This is a genomic window from Acidovorax sp. GW458-11-26-14-TSB4 (assembly GCF_059423865.1).
In genome coordinates this window covers 1-17,971 of record NZ_JBWKYR010000017.1, presented here as the reverse complement: position 1 = coordinate 17,971, position 17,971 = coordinate 1, and the positions used below count along the sequence as shown (strand labels likewise).

The following is a 17,971-nucleotide window of genomic DNA, read 5'->3' as shown; positions in this document are numbered from 1 at the left end:
CCGTTCACCCGGCAGCAGCCAGGGGGAACCGGCCCCCTCTTGGGGGTGCGTTCGTCAGCGAACGCCCATCGAAATCACCAGCGGCAACAGCGCACCGTCATGACCACCCCCTCAGCTACAATCCGCCGCAGTATAAGCCCCGCCGGGGTCCGACGCTGTCAAACACCTTCCATAACCTCATGAAGCAAGTCCGCCGCACCCTCCCCCGACTCCTGCGCCTGCTGGCCCTGACCGCCGCAGTGAGCGCCGGCTTTGCGGCGCACGCGGCGGACGACTACGCCGACATCACGCAATTGCTCAGGGCCGGCAAGGCAGGCGAGGCCCTGGCCAAGGCCGACCAGCGCCTGGCCGCCAGCCCGCGCGACCCGCAGCTGCGCTTTCTGCGCGGCGTGGCCCAGTCCGACTCGGGCAAGCCCGCCGACGCCATTGCCACCTTCACCAAGCTGACCGAGGAATACCCCGAGCTGCCCGAGCCCTACAACAACCTGGCCGTGCTCTACGCCAACCAGAACCAGCTGGACAAGGCCCGAACCGCGCTGGAAATGGCGATCCGCACCAACCCCAGCTACGCCACCGCGCACGAAAACCTGGGCGACATCTACGCCAAGCTGGCCAGCCAGGCCTACAACAAGGCGCTGCAGCTCGACGCCACCAACGCCAACTCCGTCAAGCCCAAGCTGGCGCTGATCCGCGAACTGTTCTCGGCCGACCCGGCCGGCAAGCGCCCCGCCGCTGCCGCACCGGCGCCTGCCGTGGTCGCCACGCAGCGCCCGGCACCCACACCTGCGCCCGCTGCGGCGCCCACCCCGGCCCCGGCAGCACCCGCTCCAGCCCCTGCCGCCGCAGCGCCAACGCCCGCGCCAGCCCCCGCGGCTGCCGCCCCGGCACCAGCAGCAGCGCCAGCAGCCGCATCGGCCTCCGCCTCCACCCAGGATGTCACCGCTGCCGTGCAGGCCTGGGCCGCGGCCTGGGCCGCCAAGGACATGAAGGCCTACCTGGCCGCCTACGACAAGGACTTCGACCCGCCAGGCCGCCTGACCCGTGCCGCCTGGGAGAAGGAGCGCGAATCGCGCATCGTCGGCAAGTCCAAGATCGCGGTGCAGGTCTCCGACATCACCGTGAGCGTGAGCGGCAACAAGGCCACGGCGCGCTTTCGCCAGGCCTACAGCGCCGATGCGCTCAACGTGACCAGCCGCAAGACGCTGGACCTGGTGCAGAACGGCGGCCGTTGGGCCATCGTGCGGGAATCCACCGGCGGCTGATGGGCGTGCACGACATGGCGACGGCGCCCACCACCGCGTGGGCTGGCGGGCATTGCGCCACCAGCCCCTGAGCGAAGCACGGACATGATGGTGGAGCCGTCCCTCTGGGGCCGCCGCACGGCGGCCGTTGTCATTGCCATGGCCTGCACGGCGCAGGCCCTGCCCGCCTTCGCGCAAAACCCGCAGGCACGCATGCGCAATGGCGCTGCGGCCAAGCCCGCAAAGGCCCCCGAGGCGCTGCGCGACGGCCAGGCCGAAACGCGCCTGCTCGAGGTCTACCAGCTCACCAGTGAAGGCCGTGGCCGCGAGGCCCTGGCCCGCGCCGAGAGCCTGGCGCGCGACTACCCCAACTTCCAGCTCGCGCAACTGGCCCTCGGTGACCTGCTCAACGCCCGCGTGCGCCCGGTGCGCAAGCTCGGTGACGTGCCCGAGGGCGACGCCGCGCGCGCCCCCGAAGCCGGCGGCATGCTCGACGAGCTGCGCACCGAATCGCTGCAGCGCGTGCAGGCGCACAAGCACCGGCCGGGCGCAGACCGCATCCCGGCCCAGTTCCTGGAGCTGTCCTCGCGCTCGCGCCATGCGATCGCCATCGACGCATCGCGCTCGCGCCTGTACCTGTTCGAGAACACGGACAAGGGCCTGCAACTGGTGGCCGACTACTACGCCTCGGTCGGCAAGCTCGGTATCGAAAAGCTGGTCGAAGGCGACCAGCGCACGCCGCTGGGCGTCTACTTCATCACCAGCCGCCTGGACCCCGCCACGCTCAAGGACTTCTACGGCGCCGGGGCCCTGCCCATCAACTACCCCAACCCGCTGGACCAGAGCCGCGGCAAGACCGGCAGCGGCATCTGGCTGCATGGCACGCCGCCCGACCAGTTCGCGCGCGCGCCGCTGGCCACCGATGGCTGCGTAGTGCTGGCCAACCCTGACCTCGAACGCATCCTGCGCCAGGTGGAGCCCCGCTCCACGCCCGTGGTCATCGCCCGCCAGTTGCAGTGGGTGACCGCGCACAGCGTGCAGGCCGAGCGCAAGGCCTTCGAGGCCGTGCTCAACGCCTGGCGCAGCGCCAAGTCGCAAGGCGACATGGCCCGGCTGACCAGCTTCTATGCCCCCGACTTCCAGAGCTACCGGCAAAAGCCCCTGGCCGAATGGACCAGCGTGCTGCAGGCCGAGTCGCGCGCCCTCAAGGGCCGGGAGATACAGCTCAAGGACAGGTCTTACCTGCGCTGGACAGACGCGGCCGACACCATGGTGGTAACGTTCGGCGAAGTCGCCGAAGGCGCACGCACCGGCCCCGTCAAGCGCCAGTACTGGAAACGCAAGGGCCAGCAATGGCAAATATTCTTTGAAGGAGTGATTGGATGATTTCCAAGAGAAACGCGGCCCTGTCGCTGGCCGGCATGGCACTGTCGGCCCTGGTTGGCCTGTCCCCCGCCCAGGCGCAGGATGCCCCCAAGGTCAAGCTGGCCACCTCCATGGGCGACATCGTGCTGCAGCTCGACCCCGCCAAGGCCCCCAAGTCGGTCGAGAACTTCCTGGCCTACGTAAACGCCAAGCACTACGACGGCACCATCTTCCACCGCGTGATCAACAACTTCATGATCCAGGGCGGCGGCTTCACGCCCGACATGAAGCAAAAGCCCACCAACCCGCCCATTCCGCTGGAAGCCAAGAACGGCCTGAAAAACGACCTTTACACGGTGGCCATGGCGCGCACCCCCAACCCCAACTCGGCCACCGCGCAGTTCTTCATCAACGTGAAGAACAATGATTTCCTCAATGCGGCCAACAGCCCCGATGGCAACGGCTATGCCGTGTTTGGCAAGGTCATCAGCGGCACCGAAGTCGTCGACAAGATCAAGGCCGTGCCCACCGCCGGTGCCGATGTCCCAACCACGCAGGTCGTCATCACCTCCGCCACGGTCGTGAAGTAAGCCCTTTCCACCCCCTCTGAAGAAAGCATTGCCCATGAGCAACCCCCAAGTCGAACTGCACATCGCCGGCTACGGCGTCATCACCCTCGAACTCGACGCCGACAAGGCTCCCAAGTCGACCGAGAACTTCCTGGCCTACGTGAACAAGGGCCACTACAACAACACCATCTTCCACCGCGTGATCCCCGGCTTCATGGTCCAGGGCGGCGGCTTCGAGCCCGGCATGTCGCAAAAGCCCAGCGATGCCCCGATCCAGAATGAAGCCAACAACGGCCTGAAGAACGCCAACTACACCGTGGCCATGGCCCGCACGAGCGACCCGCACTCTGCGACCGCCCAGTTCTTCATCAACGTGGCTGACAACGGCTTCCTGAACCACACTGCCCCCTCGGCCCAGGGCTGGGGCTACGCCGTGTTCGGCAAGGTCATCTCGGGCACCGACGTGGTGGACAAGATCAAGGCCGTGAAGACCGGCCGCAAGGGCTTCCATGACGACGTGCCGAAGGAAGACGTGATCATCGAAAAGGCTGTGGCCCTGTAATCACAAGCGCCAGCAGCGTCACCCCGTGACCACGACCGTGCCCCGGTTCGAGGAGCTGATCGCTCCCTCGGGCTGGCGCACGGTCGAATTCATTTCGGACCTGCACCTTCAGGGCAGCGAGCCCGCCACGGTGGCCGCATTCCACCATTACCTGCGAACCACCCCGGCCGATGCCCTGTTTATCCTGGGCGACCTGTTCGAGGTCTGGGTGGGCGACGACGCCATCGACGAGCCCGGCAGCTTCGAGGCCGAGGGCTGCGCCGCCCTCTTCGCCGCCTCGCAGCGCCTGCCGCTGTACTTCATGCACGGCAACCGCGACTTCCTGGCCGGCCCGGCCTTTCTGCAGCGCACAGGCATGACCGGGCTGGCCGACCCCACGGTGCTGGTCTTTGGCGGCCAGCGCATGGTGCTCAGCCATGGCGACCTGCTGTGCCTGGACGATGTGGACTACCAGCGCTTTCGCGTTCAGGCGCGCAGCAGCGCCTGGCAGCAGGCCTTTCTGGCCCAGCCCCTGGCCACACGCCGCACCCAGGCGCGCGGCATCCGGCAGGAGAGCGAGAACAAGAAGCAGTCGGGCGCGACATATGCCGACCTGGACGCCCCCGCCTCCATCGCCTGGCTGCAGGCCGCGAATGCCGGCACGCTGGTGCACGGCCACACCCATCGGCCTGCCGAGCACACCCTCGCGCCCGGCCTTACCCGCGTGGTGCTCAGCGACTGGGATGCCGCCGCATTGCCCCCGCGGTTGGAAACATTGCGTTTATCGGATGCGGGCTTGGAACGGATCGCCCTCACCCCCAGTTAGCAGGTGTCCTGAATTCCAAGCGCATGCCTTTCTTGGCATGCTCTGACACCATGCCCCCCATCCTCAATCGGCTTTGGCGCCGTGTGCGCACCACCGTCGCTCCCGTGCCCGACATCTCGGCCACGCTCTGGCTCGATACACTGCAGCGCTACCCCTTCCTGGCCGCGCTGTCGCTGCACGACCAGTCCAAGCTGCGCGCGCTCGCCGCCCTCTTCCTGCACGACAAGCGCTTCCACGGCGCGCATGGCCTGGAAGTGACGGACGCCATGGCCATCGACATCGCCGCGCAGGCCTGTCTGCCCCTGCTGCACTGGGGCGATCCGGCCAAGGCGCTCGCCTGGTACGACGATTTCGTGGGCATCGTGCTGCACCCCGGCGAGGCCGTGGCCAGGCGGCAGACCGTGGACGAGGCCGGTGTAGTGCACGAACATGAACAGGTGCTGCTGGGCGAGGCCATGGACCGCGGGCCCATCATGCTCAGTTGGGAGCACGCCTCCAACGGCCGCGAGAACACCGAGCGCGGCACCAACGTGGTGGTGCACGAGTTCGTGCACAAGCTCGATATGCGTGGTGGCCGCGAACCCAACGGCTGCCCGCCCCTGCCTGCCGGCTTCATGGGCACGCGCACCGGCCGCGGCGCGTACGAAGCCTGGTGGAACGCCTGGGAGCCGGCCTACGAGGACTTCCGCGAGGCCGTCATCAAGGCCGAGCGTTTCGGCGCCCCGATGCCCTGGCTGGATGCCTACGGGGCCACCTCGCCATCGGAATTCTTTGCCGTGGCCTGCGAGGCCTACTTCGTCAACCGCGCGCGCTTCGCGCAGGAGTTTGCGGGGCTGGTGCCGGTGCTGGATGCATTTTTCCGCCCCAAAGAGGTGCGCTGAATCACAGACTCCTGAAGAGCTCCTTGTTGGAATAGCCCTTGTCTCAACGCTTGCTTCCTCGCAACAAAACGTTACACGAAATGCAAGGGACGCAATAAAGCGCCGCGGCCTCGCCCCGCGCGACAAGAACCGATATCCAACCTTGGGAGAATTCATGCCAGACACCGCCCTCAACGAACGACTGCAACGCATCGGCCTGCTGGCCGCTTTGGTGGTTCCCATGCTCACCGCCTGCGGAGGCAGCTCTGGCGACTCGGGTGAACCACCCGCCCCACCGCCGCCTCCAGCCCCCGCCACCGCCGTGTCGCTGCTGGCCGGCAACCCAATTGGCGATGGCAACCAGGATGGCGCCAGCAAAAACTCCGCAAGCTTCAGCACGCGGGTCGCGGGACTGGCCCTGGGCCCTTCGGGCGAAGTGCTCATCGCCGACACCGGCAACAACCTGATCCGCAAGCTCAGCGCCAACCAGGAACAGGTCAGCACCCTGGCCGGCGGCACGGGTCCTGGCGCGTTCAACGCCCCCACCGCAGTGGCCGTGGACGCCGCCGGAAACACCTATGTGGCAGACACCGGGAACCACCTGGTGCGCAAGATCACCCCAGCGGGCGCCGTCACCACCCTGGCAGGCCAGGCAGGGGTCTGCGCCAACCAGGATGGCGCAGGCACCAGCGCCACGCTCTGCAGCCCCACCAGCATCGCCGTGGACAAGGCCGGCAGCGTGTATGTGGCGGAAGCCACCGGCCGCTTTGATTCGTCGGGCACGGACCCCGCTCTGTCGGGACGGATCCGCAAGATCACGGCCAATGGCACAGTCAGCACCCTGGTCGGCCAGGCCAGCCAGAGCCCCTCGAACATGGGCTACGGCTTCACGGCCTACAAGCCCCTGCTCCTGGCAACCGATTCTGCGGGAACCCTCTATTCGGCAGACTCCAACGACCAGGTGATCCGAAAATACAATGCGGATGGTCAAGCCACTGTGGTGTCTGGTGGCAGGTTCCGCAATATCAGGGCCATCGCCTTCGACCCGGCGGATCGTCTGTTCGTTCTGGACAACGTTGTGGACAGCTCGTCGACCACCGTGTTTGGCGTCATCAACCAACCATCCATCCACCGTATCGGCAGCGATGGCAGCGTCACGACCCTGGTCCGTTCCCAGTTCGCATGTTCCACCTTCGCCGTGAGTGACCTGTGCCAGCCTCTCGCCATGGTGGCCAAGGCCGACGGCCAACTCCTGGTGGCCGAACGCAGCTACGGCCGCGACAGGCTCAACCCCTTCCTGCAGTTGCGCAGCTACACCGAGCAGGGCACGTACACGGTGGCCGCAGGCCCCGTGGCCTCCACGGGCACCAACGATGCGCAGGGCGCCGATGCACGCTTTGACAACCCCTGGTCGCTGGTCGCCAGTCCATCGGGCACCCTGTATGTGCGCGACAAGGGCAACGGCACCATCCGCACGGTGCAGGCCGATGGGCAGGTACGCACCCTGGGCCAGCCCGGCGGGCAGTGCACTGCGCTCACCGGCCTCGCGAGCGAACTGCTGACCCGCGAATTCGCCCTGGCCACTGATGGCGCAGGCAACCTCTACTCGTACATCGACTCGCGCATCCTGAAGATGGGCAGCAACAAGTGCGAGGTCGTTCTCCTGGCAGACCTGAAACCGCTGATGAACCGCTTCCTCTCCAATGCCCTGACCGGCATTGCGGCGGACACGGCGGGCAACGTCTATGTGTCCGCCTACCTGGGTGCCATCTACAAGGTCGATACCAAGGGGACGGCCACCCTGTTTGCGGGTACCGAAGGCACGGTGGGGCACCGGGATGGCGCAGGCCAGGCCGCACAATTCGCGTGGCTGGGCCAAATGGCCACCGATGCGGCGGGCAACGTCTACGTGGTCGATGGCCTGTACTACAGCGCCAAGCTGGGCCCGACCATCCGCAAGATCACGCCAGAAGGCGTGGTCACCACGCTGGCTGGCAACCCCAATGCCGCACCCGGCTACGCCGACGGCGTTGGCGCAGCCGCACTGTTCTCGGTGGACTGGCGAGAATCGCTCAAAACAGCCAGCCTTGCGGTGGACAAGAACGGCAACGTGTATGTCTCCGACCCCGCCAACAGCGTGATCCGCAAGATCACCCCTGCCGGCCAGGTCAGTACCCTGGTGGGCCAGGTGGGACGCAAGGGATTCGCCGCGGGTGATCTGCCAGGCGTGATCAACCGCCCCGGTGGCATCGCCATCCGTGATTCCGTGCTGTACGCCAGCATCGCGAATGCGGTGATCCAGGTCAAGCTGCCCTGATCGATCCCGGGGGATAGCAAGGCCCTCGGACTCCGTGCTCTGGCACGTGGTCCGAGGGCTTTTTTGCTCAGGCCTGCCAAACCCCGAACCCGGCCGAGCGCAGATCAATGCCGATTTCGATCTCGCGGTCCACCGCGTCCTGGTAGCGCATGGGGTTGAAGCCCTCGTACAGATCGGGCAACAGCCGCAGCCCATACTGCAGCACGAAGCGGTTGGCCTGGATGCCGGCCTTGTGCTTGTCGAAGCGCACATCCGGGTCCAGCCCGGTCATGCCCACGTACACGCAGGGCTTGCCCTCGATGTAGTTCGGGTTGCACCTGCGGAACTTGCGCTCGCTCAGCACCGCCATGGAGGGCTCCACGACGTAGACGTTGTGATGGGGTTTGGGCATGGGTTGGGGGCGCCCCGGCCAAGCACCCTGGGCAAGGTACCCACTGTAAAACCAAATCGGCGCATTTGCAGCCACCGGGCCTGTGGGCAAACATGGGCACACTGACGGCCATTGGCCAAGAGGCTGGGACAAGGCCTCTTAACAAGTCGTTAATCCCCTCGGACGATGATCGAAGCCCAGCGCGGGAGCCCCCGGGCTCCGTCCGTGGCAACGCAACCAGGAAAAATTCCGTGCACCTCCTCCTCGTCGAAGACGACGACATGCTCGCCGAAGCCGTGTGCGATGCAGCGCACCAGAACGCCTGGCGCATCGACCGGGTATGCGACGCGGCGGGCGCGCGGCTGGCGCTGGTGGACCATGCCTACGGAGCGGTGCTGCTGGACCTGGGGCTGCCGCGCGAGTCGGGTCTTACCGTGCTCAAGGCCATGCGCGCCCGCTACGACGTGACGCCGGTGCTGATCCTCACCGCGCGCGGGCAGCTGAGCGAGCGCATCCTGGGGCTCGATGCCGGGGCGGACGACTACATGATCAAGCCCTTCCAGGTCGATGAGCTGTGGGCACGGGTGCGCGCGGTGGTGCGGCGCACGCAGGGGCGGGTGGTGCCGGTCTTCAAGTACCGGGACATCGAACTCGACCGCAGCAAGCGGCTGGTGCTGCGCGGCGGCGAGCGCGTGGCACTGAGCAGCCACGAGTACCGCACGCTGCTGGCCCTGCTGGAGCGCCCGGGCCATGTGGTGACGCGCGACCACCTGGAAGACGTGGTGTATGGCCATGCCAGCACCGTCGAGAGCAACACCATCGCCGTCTTCATCCACCAGCTGCGGCGCAAGCTGGGGGACGACCTGATCACCACGGTGCATGGCCACGGCTACCTGTTCGGCGAGGCGGGGGCATGGCGTCCATGACGAAGACCGCGAGGTCGCTGCGCAGCCGCATGCTGCTGGCCGGGGGCGCCACCATCGTGCTGTGCTGGGGGGTGGCGCTGGCGGTGCTGGCCGGCTACTTTGCGCTGAGCCAGAGCAGCATCGAGGACAAGCGGCTGCGCGGCATTGCCCACAAGATCCTGCAGACGGTACCTAGCCACGCCAAGCTGCGTGGCGTGGAGCAAAGCGAACAGGTGCGGGCCGATGCCTTGGCGCAGCAGGAGAACCTGGCGTTTCAGGTGTGGGTGTACCGCAGCCAACGCGCGGTAGGCACGCCAGGGTCGCCCCGCACGCCCCTCAAGCCAGACTTCGCCGATGGCTTTGCCAGCACCATGGTCGAGGGGCAGCGCTGGCGCGTGTATTCCGTCTCGGACAGCACGGGCCGCATTACCGTGCAGGTGGGCAACCTGCACAGCGTGATCGACGCGGAACTGCGCAAGAAAGCGTTGATCGCGATGGGCATCGCCACCGCGCTGCTGGTGCTGATAGGCTCGTTCATGGGGTTCGCCGTGCGCCGCGCCCTGCTGCCCGTGGCCGCGATGGAGGCAGCGCTGCACCAGCGCCAGAAATTCGACCTCACCCCGCTGCCCACGGACGCGCTGCCGGCCGAGCTGCAGCCGCTGGTGGGCGCCTTCAACCATGTGCTGCACCAGTTGGACGAGGCGGTGGAGGGAGAGCGCCGCTTCATCGGCGACGCTGCGCACGAACTGCGCACGCCTTTGGCCGCCTTGCAGGCCCAGGCCCAGGTGGCCGTGCGCGCCACCACCCTGGCAGACAAGGATGCCGCGCTGGCCAAGCTGCTGGCAGTGGCCGAGCGCAGCACGCGCCTGTCGGAGCAGCTGCTGGACCTGGCGCGGCTGAACGCAGGCGCCCGTGCCACGCACCAGGCACTGGCCGACCTGAGCGAGCTGGCCGCGTATGTGAGCCGCGAGTTCGACATGCAGGCGCACCAGCAGCAGCGCCACCTGCTGCTGGACCTGCAGCCCTGCACCATTGCCTGCGACATCGACGAGATCGGAATCCTCCTGCGCAACCTGGTGGACAACGCCCTGCGCTACACCGCGCCCGGCGGTCGCGTGCGCATCGCCTGCGGGCCCGTCGAAGTGGACCAGGATGGCGCCACCCAGGCATGCCTGGAGGTGGCGGACGACGGCCCCGGCGTCCCCGATTCGGAGCGCGAGGCGATCTTCCAGCGCTTTCACCGCGTGGCAGGCAGCGCCGTGAAGGGCAGCGGCATCGGCCTGTCGCTGGTGGCCGGCATCGCGCAGCTGCACGGTGCCACCATCAGCACCTGCGCAGGGCTGGAGGGCCGAGGCTTCTGCGTGTGTGTGCTTTTTCCTGCGGTGCAGGGCAATGGTGAAGCGGCGGGCTGAACACCCCGCGAAATCATTCGGCGGCCAGCACTTCGCGCATGACCTCGGCCTGCCAGTCGAAATAGGGGTTGAAGGTCAGCCGCGCGTGCACCTTGGCGCTCTCGCGGTAGCCCCAGTCCGAGTACCACACCGGCTCGCCCGCCATGCAGCGGGCCTGGTCGGCGGCGTCCTGCCCGTTCCAGCACATGCGCTGGGTCCCTTCGGTCCCGTAAAGCGGGTTGGCCGGGGAGAACAGCACGCCCATGTGCGAGAACTGGCTGATGCGCTGCTGCGGCAGCCTGTCGGTGCGCACCAGCACACGCGTGTGCTGCCCGGTGCCTTCGCGCTGTGGCGTGTCGCCAGCACGCGCCGCTGGCAGCTCGCCATACCAGATGAGGCGGCTGGCGGGGTGTGTGAAGCGGGTCTCGAAGGTGCCGAGCACATGCTCCACATCCACCACCGAGTCGTGCTGCGCCAGCACCAACAGGGCCGGCCTGGCATAGGGCTGGCGCGCAATCTTCTCGCGCACGGCGGCGGCGCTGCGGTAGTACTGCGCAAAGCCATTGGTCGGCACGTTGAGGTAGCGCAGGGTGGTCTGCTGGGGCTGGGCGGAATCGGGCTGGCGCAGCCAGGTGCGCACGCGCGCCACCCAGGGCACGATCCAGTCCAGCGGCACGCCCGACTTCAAAGCCGGAGAGAAGAGCACCAGGCCTGCGACCTCGGGGTGGTCCAGCGCGTATTCCAGCGCCAGGTTGGCGCCGGTGGAAAAGCCGCCCAGGTAGACCTCAGGCACCTCCTGCGCCAGCAGGGCTGCCTGCTGCGCCACCAGGCGGCGCCAGTCGTCCAGGTCCACGCCGATCAGGTCGGCCGGGCGCGTGCCGTGGCCGGGCAGCAGCGCCGTGCGCACCAGAAAGCCCTGGCCCGCCAGCGCCTGCCCGACGTCGGCAAACGACCAGGGCGAATCGCCCAGGCCGTGGAACAGCACCACGCCCTTGCGCGCGGCCTGCGCCGGCCGCCACTCCATGGGCGCGTTGCGCGCCAGCTCGCTGTCGCGCTCGTCGCTCTGGAAGGCGCGGTGCTGCGCCATCCAGTCCTGCGTTTCGCTGCGGTACTGGGCAAAGCTGCCCTGGCCCAACGGCACCATGGGCCCGCGCGGCGCAGCGCAGCCCGCGCATGCCATGGCGGCCAACAGCGCCAGGGCGCGGGACCACTGCCGGGTGGCTTGGCTCGGTTGCAGATGCCGCACCATCAGAACCGGTACAGGTAGCCCAGGCGTAGGCCAGTGGTGCTGGAGCGGTCCACCAGCGGGCTGTCCTTGATGCCGCTGCCCAGGTGGGTGGTGCTGATGTCCAGGAACATGCTCTGCCGTGGGGCGATGGCATAGCCCACGCGCAGGCCCAGCTCCAGGTTGACGCTGGCATCGCCCTGGTAGGCCCGGCGCTGGGGCAGTGCTTCGGAGGATTTCACGCCGTAATAGTAGTCCACATACTTGCTGTCGGCCCAGTGCGCGGCCAGGCGCGGAGTGAAGTCGAAGGCCCCCTGCTGGAAGCGGCGATCCACCTGCAGCTTGATCCTTTGCCCCTTGCTGTGGCCCGAGGCATCGCCGAGCCACTCGCCCGAGACATTGGCCAACCCGGTGCGCCAGATGGCCGCGCCGCCCACCCAGAAACTGGCCTTGCGCTCGTCCATGCCAGTGAGGTAGGGCGAATCCTCGGCCTCATACCCTTCGCCCGCATAGCGCGCACGCAGCCTGAGCGATACCGGCCCGGCAGACGGCAGCTTGACGTCCAGCGAGGGACCGAGCACGCTGACCCAGCGGTTTTCGAAGTAGATGAGCGGCAGCCCCTGCACCTTGTCGTCGAAGTCGCGGTAGGGGGCCCGGTCCACCGCCACGCCAAGGCCCAGGCCCCATTGCGAAGCAGCGCCGGTGCCCGATGTGCCACCGGGTGTGCTGCCGTCCTGCGCCCAGGCTGCCGGCGAAGCCAGCACACCCAGGGCGGCTGCGGCCACGGCAGCGCGCAGGCGATTCACAGGAGCACTCGGAGTGGGTGCGGGGGCGCCCGGTGCAGGCCGCGCACGCCAGCGCAGGCCGGTGGTTGCAGGGACGGGGATGAAAGGGAACGGGAGCATGGTCGGGATCCTCAGGGTTGAAACAACGTAGCAGAAAATTGAAATTCAGGGCGCTTGCTCACCGCCACTGCCATCGCTGCGGAAGGCGGGTGCAGCAGCGGTGCCGGCATCGGAGCCGGCGTCCAGGTCGAAACGCTCATCGCCACCCGCAGCGGCCGAGTCCGGCGGAGCATCGCCCGGCACCTGCGCCTCACCGTGCACCAGCGCGCGGCGGTGCTGCAGGTAGGCATCGCGCACAAAGAGGTACTTGTCCAGCGCAATGCGGTCGATCACCTGCGTGGCGGGCAGCAGTTCGGCCCGCGCCTGGGTGGCCTGCAAAACCGTGAGGCCGTTGCGCACCGCTGTGCTGGCAGCCAGGGTTTGCGGCGCCAGCAGCAGCTCGGCCGGCAGGCCCGCCGTATCGCGCACGGTGGACGGGCCCAGCAGCGGCCAGACGATGTAGGCGCCCGCGCCCAGCCCCCAGCGGCCCAGCGTCTGGCCCGTGTCAGCGCCGTGGCGCACCAGGCCCATGGGCGTGGCCACATCGAACAGGCCGAGCACGCCCACGGTGGTGTTCACGGCCACTCGGGCCAGGTCCGACGCCGCAGCCCCCGGCCGCCCCTGCAGCAGCAGGTTGGCCGCCGAGCCGATGTCCTGCGGGTTGGTGAAGAAATGGCCCAGGCTGGTCTGCACGCCCTGCGGCAGCACGCGGGCGTAACCCCGCGCGAGAGGGGCCAGCACAGCGCCATCCACCGCCTCGTTGAAGCGAAAGACGCCGCGGTTCCAGGGCTCCAGAGGGTCGGGCTGGGCAGCGGTGGCGCAGCCTGCCAGCACGGGCAGCAGGGCGAGCAGCCCGGCCGCAGCGACCCGCGCAGCCATGTGCATGGCCCTGCGCTGCCGGGGCATCAGCCAGCCACCTGCTGGCAGCCCTTGCTGCGGCGCTGCTCCCGCAAGCTCACCATGCGCAGCTCGGAATCGATCTGCACGGAGTTGGCGTTGAAATAGCGCGCCGCCACCGCCACCGGCAGCACCAGCTGCCAGGAGGCGCTCTTGGCCTCGCCGGCCACCCGGTTGCTCTCTTGCGCCATGGCGAGCTCGTTGTCCAGCTCATGGCAGCCAAGCTGCGCAAAACTCTCCTTGGGCATGGCACTTTGCGGGATGCTGGTGCACGCGGACAGCAGCAGCGACAGGGACAGAAGGGCAAGACCCGAAGCGAACCGGACATGGGGCATGGTGGCGACTCTTTCAACAACAGGTGCGGCGAGGGTTTCGCCGCCGCTGAACCGCATGGTGCCGGCCCGGCTTTAAGGACTTCTTAGCGCAATTAAGAATTTTTTAAGGCAGCGCAGAAAGCCGGGTTCATCACCGGAAACGGCGGTCGTGTTCAATTTGCTGCAGCTTTGACAATTTATCTATTTTTGGATAAATTATCCAAATGCCAAAACGCACGCCCTCCCCCGCCCCGCACCGCACCCCCGAACAAAAAGCCCTGCTCTCCCAGATCGAGCAGGTGGCCCAGGGGCTGGCCGCCACCTTTGCGCCGTTCTGCGAGGTGGTGGTGCACGACCTGCTGGATCCGGGGCAGTCGATCCTGGCCATCCACAACAACCTTTCGGGCCGTGCCGTGGGCGAGCCCACGACCGAGCTGGGCCTGGCGCGCATAGCAAACCCCGACTATCCGCAGGTCATTGCCAACTACGCCAACCAGTTCGCGGATGGCAGGCAGGCCAAGAGCACCTCGGTGGGCATCAAGGATTCGACGGGCCAGTACATCGCCGCGCTGTGCCTGAACGTGGACCTCACGCAGTTCCGCAGCCTGCAGAGCATGGTGGGCCAGTTCACGGCCATCGATGGCGCCACCGCAGGGCTCACCGAATCGCTGGACCCGGCCGGGGCCGAGGCCATCCGCCAGCGCATCGACCAGTTCGCGGCGCGCCTGTCCACCGCGCCGCGTGCGCTCAAGGCGGCCGAGCGGCGCGCCCTGCTGCGCGAGTTGCGCGAGTCGGGCAGCCTGGAGGTGCGCCGCGCCATGGAAGTGGTGGCGCAGCACCTGGGCGTATCGCGCGCCACGGTGTACGGCGATGTGGCCAAGTGAGGTGACACCATGAGTGCCAACCCCGCCACCACCGACCGCACGCAGGCATCCCTGCTGCTGCTCGACACCCACCAGGTCACGGCCCTGCTGCAGCCCGAGGACGTGCTGCGTGCGGTACACGAGGCCTTCACCCTGCACAGCCAGCGCGCGGGCCGGGTCTTCCCCGTGGTGCGAGAGGCGCTGCCCACGGGCGGTGTGTTCGGCATCAAGTCGGGAGACGTGTCCGCGCAGGGGCTGCTGGGCTTGAAGGCCGCCGGCTTCTGGCCCGCCAACCGGGCGCGGGGCGGCGAGCCGCACCAGGCCACGGTGCTGCTGATCGACCCGGCCACGGGCCGCCCGCTATGCGTGCTGGACGGCAATGCCATCACCACCGAGCGCACGGGCGCGGCCGGGGCGCTGGGCCTGCAGCACCTGGCCCGCGCCGAGAGCACGCGCCTGTGCCTGTTCGGCACCGGCGTGCAGGCGCGCGTGCAGCTGCGCTTTGCGCTGCAGGTGCTGCCCGCGCTCACCCACGTGCACTACCTCACGCACGACGGCCAGCCGCGGCCCGATTTCGAGGCAGAGTTCCGGGGCTGCTGCGACATCGCCCACGCCACCGACGCGAACGCCACCGTGGCCGCGAGCGACGTGGTCATCACCGCCACGCCGGGCTGCGGCGCGCTGTTCGATGCGGCAGCTGTACAGCCTGGCACCCACATCAACGCCGTGGGCACCGACACGCGCGGCAAGCGCGAGCTGCCCCAAGGCCTGCTGGAGCGCGCCCATGTGTTCGTGGACGACACGGCCCAGGCCCGCAGCATCGGCGAGACGCAATGGGCCGCCCCCGACCTGCCCTGCACCGAACTGGGCGATGTGCTCACGGGCCAGGCGCCCGTGCAGCGCAGCGCGCAGGACATCACCGTCTTCGACATGACCGGCCTGGCCCTGCAGGACCTGACCGTCGCCCGCATGCTGCGCACCCAGGCGCTGGCGCGGGGGCTGGGCACCGCGCTGGCCTGGCCCTGGTGATGCCCGCCCGCGCTTTTTCGCTTTCTTCTCCATCCACCACACCCACCACTGCCATGACCACTGCCCAACAACTTCCCACCTATGACGACGTCGTCGCCGCTGCCGGCCGCATCGCGGGCATTGCGCACCGCACGCCCGTGCTCACCTCGCGCACCGTGGATGCCGAGCTGGGCGCCCAGGTGTTCTTCAAGTGCGAGAACCTGCAGCGCATGGGCGCCTTCAAGTTCCGCGGCGCCTACAACGCGCTCGCCCAATTCGATGCCGCGCAGCGCAAGGCCGGGGTGATCGCTTTCTCTTCGGGCAACCATGCGCAGGGCATCGCCCTGGCAGCGCGCGAGCTGGGCATGCCCGCCACCATCGTCATGCCGCAGGACGCACCCGCCGCCAAGGTAGCGGCCACGCAGGGCTATGGCGCCAACGTGGTGTTCTACGACCGCTACACGCAAGACCGCGAACAGATCACGCGCGACCTGGCCGAGCGCAACGGCCTGACCCTGATACCGCCGTATGACCACGCCGACGTGCTGGCCGGCCAGGGCACGGCCGCCAAGGAGCTGTTCGAAGAGGTGGGCGAGCTCGACGCCTTCTTCGTCTGCCTGGGCGGCGGCGGCCTGCTCTCGGGCTCGGCCCTGTCCACGCGCGCGCTGTCGCCGAAGTGCAAGCTCTACGGCGTGGAGCCCGAGGCCGGCAACGACGGGCAGCAGTCGTTCCGCAGCGGCGCCATCGTGCACATCGACACGCCCAAGACCATTGCCGACGGCGCGCAGACGCAGCACCTGGGCAACATCACCTTCCCCATCATCCGCCGCGACGTGGACGACATCCTCACCGTGAGCGATGCCCAGCTGGTGGACGCCATGCGCTTCTTCGCCACCCGCATGAAGCTGGTGGTGGAGCCCACCGGCTGCCTGGGCTTTGCCGCAGCGCGTGCCCGCGCCGCCGAGCTCCAGGGCAGGAAGGTGGGCGTGCTGATCAGCGGCGGCAACGTGGACATGGAGCGCTTCTGCGCCCTTCTGGCCACCCAGCAATAAGCCATCCAGAGGAGTCCTCCACCATGCCTGACGCCGCCACCACCGCGCAATCGCTCGACACCCTGGACACCCCTGCCGCCCTGATCGAACTGCCGCGCATGCGGCGCAACATCACGCGCATGCAGGAGCGCATGAACGCGCTGGGCGTGCGCTTTCGCCCGCACGCCAAGACGGCCAAATGCCCGGCCGTGACCGACGCGCAGATCGCCGCCGGCGCGCAGGGCATCACCGTCTCCACCCTCAAGGAGGCGGCCGAGTTCTTCGCCCACGGCATCACCGACATCCTCTACGCCGTGGGCACCGTGCCGCACAAGCTGCCACAGGTGCTGGCGCTGCGCCGCCAGGGCTGCGACCTGAAGATCATCACCGACAACCTCGCCGCGGCCCAGGCCATCGCGGCCTTTGGCCGCGAGCACGGCGAGGTGTTCGAGGTGCTGATCGAGGTGGACACCGATGGCCACCGCTCGGGCATCCGACCCGACGAGGCGGTGCTGATCGACGTGGGCCGCGCACTGCACGACGGCGGCATGCGCCTGGCCGGCGTGATGACGCATGCAGGCGGCAGCTACGACCTCAACACCCCCGAGGCCCTCACCGCCCTGGCCGAGCAGGAGCGCGCCGGCTGCGTGCGCGCGGCCGAGCGCCTGCGCGCCGCCGGCCTGCCCTGCGCCGTGGTGAGCGTGGGCTCAACGCCCACGGCCCTGTCGGCGGCGGACCTCGCGGGCGTGACCGAGGTGCGCGCCGGCGTGTATGTGTTCTTCGACCTGGTGATGCACAACGTGGGCGTGTGCAGCACCGACGACATCGCGCTGAGCGTGCTCACCACCGTGATCGGCCACCAGGTGGACAAGGGCTGGGCGATCGTCGATGCCGGCTGGATGGCCATGAGCCGCGACCGGGGCACACAAAAGCAGTCGCACGACTATGGCTACGGCCAGGTGTGCGATGTGGACGGCACGGTGCTCGAAGGCTATGTGCTGAGCGGCGCCAACCAGGAGCATGGGATCCTGTCGCTGGCCGCGGGCCCCGGGTCGGCGGACGCTGGCGACATCGCGCAGCGGTTCCCGGTGGGGCGGCAGTTGCGGATCCTGCCGAACCATGCGTGTGCCACGGGCGCGCAGTATGCGCAGTACCAGGCTGTGCAGGATGGTGCCGTGGTGGCGCAGTGGGAGCGGTTTGGGGGCTGGTGAGATCTGGTTGCCGCATGCCTTGGTGGAGGGCGGGAGCCGGGATGTGCGCCCGGCGGCGCAGTAACTTTCTTTTGGCCGCCAAGAGGGTGTAGAAGAAATCTATTTGAGCCGCGCAAGGAGCATGCGAGCCTGCGCCAGCCAGACCCAAGCGGC

Annotated in this window: 18 protein-coding genes; 13 read left to right on the top strand and 5 right to left on the bottom strand. The window is 68.3% G+C overall.

The genetic code is table 11. The features are described 5' to 3' along the window. Nucleotides 1-179: 179 nt before the first annotated feature. From AC07X5_RS25290 to AC07X5_RS25260, 7 genes are all read left to right on the top strand, one after another. Nucleotides 180-1,262 carry a L,D-transpeptidase Cds6 family protein gene (locus AC07X5_RS25290; RefSeq protein WP_409961176.1) on the top strand — a complete coding sequence of 361 codons (1,083 nt, stop codon included), beginning with the start codon at nt 180-182 and terminating at the stop codon, nt 1,260-1,262. An 84-nt stretch (nt 1,263-1,346) separates the two neighbouring features. Beyond that, entirely contained in the window at nt 1,347-2,627 is a 1,281-nt protein-coding gene (locus tag AC07X5_RS25285) for a L,D-transpeptidase family protein (RefSeq protein ID WP_494772361.1), read from the top strand. Next, nucleotides 2,624-3,196 carry a peptidylprolyl isomerase gene (locus AC07X5_RS25280; protein ID WP_494772360.1) on the top strand — a complete coding sequence of 191 codons (573 nt, stop codon included), beginning with the start codon at nt 2,624-2,626 and terminating at the stop codon, nt 3,194-3,196. Before AC07X5_RS25285 ends, AC07X5_RS25280 begins: the two co-directional genes overlap by 4 nt. Nucleotides 3,197-3,230: 34 nt before the next feature. Beyond that, on the top strand, nt 3,231-3,737 hold the full coding sequence (locus AC07X5_RS25275; RefSeq protein ID WP_409961171.1) for a peptidylprolyl isomerase: 507 nt from the start codon (nt 3,231-3,233) through the stop codon (nt 3,735-3,737). Between the two features lie 25 nt (nt 3,738-3,762). Next, the gene (locus AC07X5_RS25270; RefSeq protein ID WP_494772359.1) at nt 3,763-4,542 is read left to right on the top strand and encodes a UDP-2,3-diacylglucosamine diphosphatase; all 780 of its coding nucleotides are present in this window, start codon (nt 3,763-3,765) and stop codon (nt 4,540-4,542) included. 50 nt (nt 4,543-4,592) lie between these two features. Then, complete coding sequence (locus AC07X5_RS25265) at nt 4,593-5,423, top strand: M90 family metallopeptidase (RefSeq protein ID WP_494772358.1); 831 nt, start codon at nt 4,593-4,595, stop codon at nt 5,421-5,423. Nucleotides 5,424-5,577: 154 nt separating this feature from the next. Further along, on the top strand, nt 5,578-7,719 hold the full coding sequence (locus AC07X5_RS25260; protein ID WP_494772357.1) for an NHL repeat-containing protein: 2,142 nt from the start codon (nt 5,578-5,580) through the stop codon (nt 7,717-7,719). A gap of 67 nt (nt 7,720-7,786) precedes the next feature. On the opposite strand, the gene AC07X5_RS25255 is transcribed toward AC07X5_RS25260, so the two are convergent. Next, nucleotides 7,787-8,110 carry a hypothetical protein gene (locus AC07X5_RS25255; RefSeq protein ID WP_494772356.1) on the bottom strand — a complete coding sequence of 108 codons (324 nt, stop codon included), beginning with the start codon at nt 8,108-8,110 and terminating at the stop codon, nt 7,787-7,789. Between the two features lie 230 nt (nt 8,111-8,340). Between AC07X5_RS25255 and AC07X5_RS25250 the strand changes: the two genes are divergently transcribed. Then, on the top strand, nt 8,341-9,015 hold the full coding sequence (locus AC07X5_RS25250; RefSeq protein ID WP_494772355.1) for a response regulator transcription factor: 675 nt from the start codon (nt 8,341-8,343) through the stop codon (nt 9,013-9,015). Continuing rightward, nucleotides 9,012-10,406 (top strand): sensor histidine kinase, encoded by a 1,395-nt coding sequence (locus tag AC07X5_RS25245; protein ID WP_494772354.1) that lies wholly within the window; start codon nt 9,012-9,014, stop codon nt 10,404-10,406. Before AC07X5_RS25250 ends, AC07X5_RS25245 begins: the two co-directional genes overlap by 4 nt. Nucleotides 10,407-10,419: 13 nt before the next feature. On the opposite strand, the gene AC07X5_RS25240 is transcribed toward AC07X5_RS25245, so the two are convergent. The 4 genes from AC07X5_RS25240 to AC07X5_RS25225 are packed head-to-tail and all read right to left on the bottom strand — an operon-like array spanning nt 10,420 to nt 13,726. After that, the gene (locus AC07X5_RS25240; RefSeq protein WP_494772353.1) at nt 10,420-11,631 is read right to left on the bottom strand and encodes an alpha/beta hydrolase; all 1,212 of its coding nucleotides are present in this window, start codon (nt 11,629-11,631) and stop codon (nt 10,420-10,422) included. A 2-nt stretch (nt 11,632-11,633) separates the two neighbouring features. Further along, nucleotides 11,634-12,515: a MipA/OmpV family protein gene (locus AC07X5_RS25235; protein WP_494772352.1), complete on the bottom strand. Its 882-nt coding sequence runs from the start codon at nt 12,513-12,515 to the stop codon at nt 11,634-11,636. A gap of 45 nt (nt 12,516-12,560) precedes the next feature. After that, nucleotides 12,561-13,373, bottom strand: a complete 813-nt coding sequence (locus AC07X5_RS25230; RefSeq protein ID WP_494772351.1) for an MlaA family lipoprotein — start codon at nt 13,371-13,373, stop codon at nt 12,561-12,563. A 26-nt stretch (nt 13,374-13,399) separates the two neighbouring features. Further along, nucleotides 13,400-13,726: a hypothetical protein gene (locus tag AC07X5_RS25225; RefSeq protein WP_494772350.1), complete on the bottom strand. Its 327-nt coding sequence runs from the start codon at nt 13,724-13,726 to the stop codon at nt 13,400-13,402. Nucleotides 13,727-13,929: 203 nt separating this feature from the next. On the opposite strand from AC07X5_RS25225, the gene AC07X5_RS25220 reads away from it, so the two are divergent. The 4 genes from AC07X5_RS25220 to AC07X5_RS25205 are packed head-to-tail and all read left to right on the top strand — an operon-like array spanning nt 13,930 to nt 17,818. After that, nucleotides 13,930-14,589, top strand: a complete 660-nt coding sequence (locus AC07X5_RS25220; RefSeq protein WP_494772349.1) for a helix-turn-helix transcriptional regulator — start codon at nt 13,930-13,932, stop codon at nt 14,587-14,589. Nucleotides 14,590-14,598: 9 nt separating this feature from the next. Next, nucleotides 14,599-15,597 (top strand): ornithine cyclodeaminase family protein, encoded by a 999-nt coding sequence (locus AC07X5_RS25215; RefSeq protein ID WP_494772348.1) that lies wholly within the window; start codon nt 14,599-14,601, stop codon nt 15,595-15,597. A gap of 53 nt (nt 15,598-15,650) precedes the next feature. Beyond that, a complete protein-coding gene (locus AC07X5_RS25210; RefSeq protein ID WP_494772347.1) occupies nt 15,651-16,628 on the top strand; it encodes a threo-3-hydroxy-L-aspartate ammonia-lyase in 978 nt (325 codons plus the stop codon). 23 nt (nt 16,629-16,651) lie between these two features. Further along, nucleotides 16,652-17,818 carry a DSD1 family PLP-dependent enzyme gene (locus AC07X5_RS25205; protein ID WP_494772346.1) on the top strand — a complete coding sequence of 389 codons (1,167 nt, stop codon included), beginning with the start codon at nt 16,652-16,654 and terminating at the stop codon, nt 17,816-17,818. Nucleotides 17,819-17,971: the final 153 nt, after the last annotated feature.

Bases quoted from the DNA above. Each gene is read 5' to 3' on its own strand.
- AC07X5_RS25290 (WP_409961176.1), top strand. From the start codon at position 180: ATGAAGCAAGTCCGCCGCACCCTCCCCCGACTCCTGCGCCTGCTGGCC.
- AC07X5_RS25285 (WP_494772361.1), top strand. From the start codon at position 1,347: ATGATGGTGGAGCCGTCCCTCTGGGGCCGCCGCACGGCGGCCGTTGTC.
- AC07X5_RS25280 (WP_494772360.1), top strand. From the start codon at position 2,624: ATGATTTCCAAGAGAAACGCGGCCCTGTCGCTGGCCGGCATGGCACTG.
- AC07X5_RS25275 (WP_409961171.1), top strand. From the start codon at position 3,231: ATGAGCAACCCCCAAGTCGAACTGCACATCGCCGGCTACGGCGTCATC.
- AC07X5_RS25265 (WP_494772358.1), top strand. From the start codon at position 4,593: ATGCCCCCCATCCTCAATCGGCTTTGGCGCCGTGTGCGCACCACCGTC.
- AC07X5_RS25260 (WP_494772357.1), top strand. From the start codon at position 5,578: ATGCCAGACACCGCCCTCAACGAACGACTGCAACGCATCGGCCTGCTG.
- AC07X5_RS25255 (WP_494772356.1), bottom strand. From the start codon at position 8,110: ATGCCCAAACCCCATCACAACGTCTACGTCGTGGAGCCCTCCATGGCG.
- AC07X5_RS25245 (WP_494772354.1), top strand. From the start codon at position 9,012: ATGACGAAGACCGCGAGGTCGCTGCGCAGCCGCATGCTGCTGGCCGGG.
- AC07X5_RS25235 (WP_494772352.1), bottom strand. From the start codon at position 12,515: ATGCTCCCGTTCCCTTTCATCCCCGTCCCTGCAACCACCGGCCTGCGC.
- AC07X5_RS25230 (WP_494772351.1), bottom strand. From the start codon at position 13,373: ATGGCTGCGCGGGTCGCTGCGGCCGGGCTGCTCGCCCTGCTGCCCGTG.
- AC07X5_RS25225 (WP_494772350.1), bottom strand. From the start codon at position 13,726: ATGCCCCATGTCCGGTTCGCTTCGGGTCTTGCCCTTCTGTCCCTGTCG.
- AC07X5_RS25220 (WP_494772349.1), top strand. From the start codon at position 13,930: ATGCCAAAACGCACGCCCTCCCCCGCCCCGCACCGCACCCCCGAACAA.
- AC07X5_RS25215 (WP_494772348.1), top strand. From the start codon at position 14,599: ATGAGTGCCAACCCCGCCACCACCGACCGCACGCAGGCATCCCTGCTG.
- AC07X5_RS25210 (WP_494772347.1), top strand. From the start codon at position 15,651: ATGACCACTGCCCAACAACTTCCCACCTATGACGACGTCGTCGCCGCT.
- AC07X5_RS25205 (WP_494772346.1), top strand. From the start codon at position 16,652: ATGCCTGACGCCGCCACCACCGCGCAATCGCTCGACACCCTGGACACC.